This window comes from Salinispora cortesiana, assembly GCF_000484695.1.
GTDB lineage: Bacteria > Actinomycetota > Actinomycetes > Mycobacteriales > Micromonosporaceae > Micromonospora > Micromonospora cortesiana.
Map to the genome: position 1 here is coordinate 1 of NZ_AXVR01000112.1, position 5,056 is coordinate 5,056.

7 protein-coding genes and 1 pseudogene are annotated in these 5,056 nt (G+C 69.6%); 6 read left to right on the plus strand and 2 right to left on the minus strand.

The window, feature by feature from the left end; all coding sequences use genetic code 11:
- Positions 1-463, plus strand: a 463-nt coding sequence (locus tag K228_RS0123810; protein WP_025620632.1) for a M23 family metallopeptidase, incomplete at its 5' end; no start/stop codon positions are given.
- A 65-nt stretch (positions 464-528) separates the two neighbouring features.
- Here K228_RS0123810 and K228_RS0123815 read toward each other — a convergent pair.
- Entirely contained in the window at positions 529-861 is a 333-nt protein-coding gene (locus tag K228_RS0123815; protein ID WP_025620633.1) for a hypothetical protein, read from the minus strand.
- 268 nt (positions 862-1,129) lie between these two features.
- A complete protein-coding gene (locus K228_RS0123820; protein ID WP_018252747.1) occupies positions 1,130-1,339 on the minus strand; it encodes a DUF397 domain-containing protein in 210 nt (69 codons plus the stop codon).
- Positions 1,340-1,397: 58 nt separating this feature from the next.
- Here K228_RS0123820 and K228_RS0123825 point away from each other — a divergent pair, with 58 nt between their 5' ends.
- The 5 genes and pseudogenes from K228_RS0123825 to K228_RS0123845 form a co-directional block, all read left to right on the plus strand.
- Positions 1,398-1,691, plus strand: coding sequence for a hypothetical protein (locus K228_RS0123825; protein WP_018223861.1), 294 nt, complete (start codon positions 1,398-1,400; stop codon positions 1,689-1,691).
- 44 nt (positions 1,692-1,735) lie between these two features.
- On the plus strand, positions 1,736-2,701 hold the full coding sequence (locus tag K228_RS0123830; RefSeq protein ID WP_245603582.1) for a zeta toxin family protein: 966 nt from the start codon (positions 1,736-1,738) through the stop codon (positions 2,699-2,701).
- Between the two features lie 156 nt (positions 2,702-2,857).
- A complete protein-coding gene (locus K228_RS0123835; RefSeq protein ID WP_245603583.1) occupies positions 2,858-3,325 on the plus strand; it encodes a plasmid mobilization protein in 468 nt (155 codons plus the stop codon).
- Positions 3,322-4,818 (plus strand): relaxase/mobilization nuclease domain-containing protein, encoded by a 1,497-nt coding sequence (locus K228_RS0123840; RefSeq protein WP_025620636.1) that lies wholly within the window; start codon positions 3,322-3,324, stop codon positions 4,816-4,818. Before K228_RS0123835 ends, K228_RS0123840 begins: the two co-directional genes overlap by 4 nt.
- A pseudogene (locus K228_RS0123845) lies at positions 4,796-5,056 on the plus strand (hypothetical protein); the annotation flags it as partial. The gene K228_RS0123840 and the pseudogene K228_RS0123845, both read left to right, overlap by 23 nt.

Sequence of the window (5,056 nt, forward strand, 5' to 3'; positions counted from 1 at the left end):
GCAGCCGGTGGACGCCAACGTCGGCAGCGGGTTCGGCCCGCGTGGCGGCCGGTTCCACGCCGGGGTGGACATGTCCCGGACAGACGTGCGGGGCGCACCGATTCGGGCGGCCGCAGCTGGGGTGGTGGAGCAGGTCAAGTGTGACTGGTACACCACGTGCGACCGCGATGGTCACACCGGAGCACGGGGCTGCGGCTGGTATGTCGACATCCGTCACGCGGGTGACATCGTGACCCGTTACTGCCACATGGTTCGTCAACCGGAGGTGGCTATCGGTGCGAACGTCGCCGCAGGAGCGGTCATCGGGTTCGTGGGCAACAGTGGCGGCAGTTCCGGCCCACACCTGCACTTCGAGGTGCACCTGGACGTCCCGCCGGGTCCGTACAACGCCGACCGCGACAACGCGGTCGACCCGGTGCAGTTCATGGCCGCCCAGGGCGCCCCACTTGGGCAGGGCACGTGATGCGGGTAGCCAACCGGGTGGCCTGCCCCGCCACGGCGGGGCAGGCCACCACCCGAGCTGTCGCGCTACAGCTCGACTCCCTGATCACCCGCCTGGACGTCCTGCTCGCCGGCCGAATCCGGTTCGGCTGGGCGGGATGGGCGTCGGCGCCGCGGCGAGCTGGACTCCGGTGCGTCCAGCCCGAGGCGGGCCAGATCGTCGGCGGTCCAACCGCCGGCCACCGCAGCGGCGTACCGGGTGTTGTAGCGGTCGGTGGCCTCGCGCAGGGCCTCGGCGAGTTGGTCTCGCTCGTGCCGCGCCGTCGCCGCCTCCCCGACCAGGTTGGTGCGCTCCCGCAGCAGCGCGAGCGCGGCTTTCTCGGTTTGGCTACGGACGGCTTTAGCGGTCTGGTCGGCCATGGAGTCCTCCCCAATACGACGGCCGGGTGCTGTGGAGGCAGAGCATAGTGGGCAAGATCGATCCTTGTGTAACCGCTTTTCCACCCTTGCTTCCGGCCCGTGGGGGCGTCCTGGTCGTCAGCCGAGGACGGTGGCCAGGGTCAAGGGTGGGCCATGGGCCCATCGCGCAGCGACGCGTAGCGCCCTTGACGCTGGACGGCGGCCGGCTATCGTCTGCAGCCCTCACGGGGTGGGCTCCTGGTGTGTGCCGTCAGGGCCGTCGTGTAGATCAGGTACGCAGCCTGTTGCTCTTGATCAGGTCGATGAATGTGCTCCACCCCGTGGCGGTAATCAGTAGGGCTGGTCCGGAGGGGTCTTTGGAGTCGCGGATGCCGATGGCGTGCGGGGTCAGGGCGACCTCGACGCACTGGGCGTTCTCGTTCAGGCTGCGGCTGCTCTTGCGCCACAGAGCATGGTCAGCAGGGAAGTCAGGGTTCATGTCGTCGTCCTTTCACAGGGCGGCTCGATCGAGCAAAGCGTATTTGAGAGGAGAGCGGATGGTGGAGGGTGACCGGGGACGGTATGCAGGGCGGCTTAACGATCTGGGTAGGTGGAGCGAGCAGGATGCCGCTGATTTCGAGTCGGCCAGGGCGGCGATCGGTGCGGTGATCGCGGCCTACAGCAGTCGCTTGGGTCAGACGGTGGATGTTGAGGAGCGTGCCGCGTTGGTGGCGGCGCAGCAGCGGTATGCGCGGGAGAGACGCCTGTTGACTCTGGATGACCGGGAGCAGATCGAGCGAGTCATGCGTGACTATCCTGCGTTGGCGCGGGAGGTCTCGGAGCCGCGATGACCGCGAACACGGATCCGTCGATGTTCGGGCTTCCCGAGGAGGAGTTGCGGCGCATCTTCGAAGAGCAGATCAGACCGGTGTATACCGGCGCCGCGCGGGAACACCCGGTGGTCGTGTTCATCGCCGGGCAGCCGGGTGCGGGTAAGACCACCGTCGAGTCGCAGGTTGTTGTTCAGTTAGGGCGTGAGGAAGCGGTCGCGGTTGACGGGGACGATCTTTTTGAGTACCACCCGGACTACGCCAGGCTGGCTGCCGAGAACGATCAGACCGTGCGTGCGCTGCTAGCTGATGCTGCTAGCCGGTGGTGGACGATGCTCGCCGAGCACATTCGGGGGCAACAGTGTGATGCCGTTATCAGCGCACCGTTGGCCGGGGCGGACTGGGCAGCGGCTCGGTTCGACGAGTTTCACCAGGCCGGGTACCGGGTGGAGTATGTCTTCGTCGCGGTGCACGAAGCGCGCAGTCTGTTAGCGGTCCTTGACCGGTATCAGCGGGAGAGAAACGAACACGGTGTTGGCCGCTTCGTGTCGCCCGAGATCCATGACAGGGCGTACCCGGCCGTGCTTGTCACAGCTGATCGGCTGGAGGATGAGCGTCTCGTTGACGCGGCGTATGTGGTGCGCCGCGGTGGCGAGACTCTCTACCGCAACGCCCTGGACGAGAGCGGCAGCTGGAGCGAGCCGGCCCGCTTGCGAGAGGCGATCGAAGGCGAGCGATCACGGGCATGGACGGCCGAGGAGCGCGACGACTTTTCGCAGCGTGCACGCTCTACGGCAGAGCGCATTGGTGAGCATCTCAAGCCGGCTCTCGCTGAGGCGGTCCGTAGGGCTGTGGCTCACCTCGACTCTGCTGCCGACCGTACGTCCACTGATACCGCGGTCCTGGCGTTCCTCTCGCCGACCAGGGCGACTCTGAGTCAGGCGACGTCATCGAGCACAAGTGACCGGGGCAGTGTTACAGGTACATCCTCGGTGAGGGGTGTAGGTGGGGATCGGGCGGCCTCCCGGTAATGGGCACTACAAGGTGTCCGACTAGGTCCGGTGGAGGTCGATTTCGTTCGGAGCCTCGGCGTGCCCACCGCGCCCGTCCTGACGGAGCAAGTTGGAGTAAAAGTCTGACTTTTGGTCAGACGGGCCGCGTAGCGGCCGGCCGCAACGCGGCGGTTGATGCTCGTCGGAAGGGTGGTCGATGTGGCTGATCCGGCGCAGGTCGGTGTGGTCCGGTTCGGTGCGAGCCACCGCCGGCGGCGTGCCCACACCGATGATGATCCGCGTGTACATCGGGTGACCGTGCGGTTGTCCGAGGCGGAGGCGGCGGCGGTCGAGGCGAACGCGGCGGCGGCCCGGATGGCCACCTCGGCGTATCTGGCGGAAGCCGGCTCAGCGCCACTCGTCCCCGCTCCCGCCGGCCCGGATGGTGCCACGGAGACCGGGCCCCTGTTGGTCGAGTTGATGGGCTTGCACCGGCAGGTACGGGGCGCGGCGCACAACCTGAATCAGGCGGTGGCGCGGCTGCATTCGACCGGTGAGCCGGCCGGGGACCTGACCGCGACCGCGGCATACCTCGCGCGGGTCGCGGCGCGCGTCGACGACCTCGTCACCGCGATCGCCGCCGCCCAGACAGGCCGGCGATGATCCCGAAGGTCACCTACGGCAGTCGGGTCCGCGGTTTGTTGGAGTACCTGTGGGGGCCGGGAAAGGCTGAGGAACACCTCGATCCGCACCTGGTTGCCGGGTACGACGACGTCGCGTTGCTCGCACCGCAGCAGCGTGCGCACGACGGCGGCTGGTCGCTGGAGGAGTTGGCGGCGCGGCTGGACGCGCCGCAAATCGCCGCCGGTGAGCGCGGGGTGCGCCAGTACGTGTGGCAGTGCTCGTTGAGCCTGCCCGCGCAGGAGGGGCAGCTCGACGACGCCACCTGGTCGCGTATCGCGGGCCGGTTCGTGGCCGAGATGGGGTTCACCGGTGACGCCGAGCGGGCCGGGTGCCGGTGGATCGCAGTGCGCCACGGCCTGTCCGCAAAGGGCAACGACCACATACACGTGGTCGTCACCCGCGCTACCGAGGACGGGGCACCGGTGTGGCTGCGGCAGGACAAGCGGCGCAGCCAGCGGGTAGCTGACCTGCTAGAGGACGAGTTCCGGTTGGGTAAGTGGACACCCGGCCGGGCCGGCGCGACTCGGCGGCCGGAGTTGACCCGGCCGGAGGTCGACCGGGCCCGACGCAGCGGCCAGACACCGGAGCGGGAGTTGCTGCGCCGACAGGTCCGAGCGGCCCTCGCTGGAGCCGGGGGCGAAGCCGACTGGGTGGCGAGGATGAAGAGCGCGGGCCTACTGGTGGCCACACGCACCGCGGCAAAGGAGCAGGTGGTCGGGTACGCCGTGGCTATGAGGCCGGCCGGAGCCGCTAAGCCAACCTGGTACGCCGGGCGCAGTCTGGACGGTGACCTCAGCCTGCCCCAGGTCCGCAAGCGGTGGCCCGATGCCGAGCCGCCGTCGGCCCGTCAGTGGAAGGCGGCTGACCCCGAGGATTCGCCGCGGATCCGGCTGAGTGGAGAGGACCGGATGGCGGTGTGGCGATCCTCCGCCACCGCGTTGGAGGCGATCAGCGCCCGGCTGACCCGGGTCGCTCCTGACTCGCCGCAGTGGCCGGCCGCTACCCGGGCTAGCGCCGAACTGCTGGCGCGGGTAGCGGCGGGCGCCGAACCATCCGGGCGGGGTCCAGTGACCCGTGCCGCCGATGCCCTGGCGCGTGCGGCGGCACCACCACGTCGCGCGCCCGCGCCGGCAGCGTCGTCGGTGGCCGTCGAGTTGGGCCGGGTGGCCGATGCGCTGCTGGTCGCCGGGCATGCCCGCAACAGCGGGGAGGCGGCCATCCTGCTGGCCGTGGTCGTCCAGGCGGCGCGGCTGGTTGTAGCGCTGGCCGAGCTGCGTACCGCCCAACAGCAGGCCCACGCCGCCGGCGCAGCAGCCGCCGCCGCGGCGCATCTGATGCCCCTGCTGCAGCCCGGCGTCCACCGCGTCGACCAGGTGCAGGTGCCAACCCAGAGCAGTACGCCGCAGGCGCAGCCCCACGCCGTGCCGGCCCGACCCCGAGATCTCAGCGGTGACGGGGAAGCGCAGCGATGAGGAGGACGAGGCAGTGCCCGACAACGAGATGGCCGATATCCACCAGCGGGCTACCGCGGCGGTCACCGCCATGATCCAGGCCGCCGGCGAGGTGGCGCAGGTAATGATCGAGGCCCGCATCATGCAGCTACAGCGGGCAGCGCGTGCCAGCGACGAGCAGGCCCGCCGGATACGCGCCCAGACCCGTGCCGCGCAGCAGGCCGACGCGGCAGTGTGGCGGCCGGCGATGCAGCCGGGG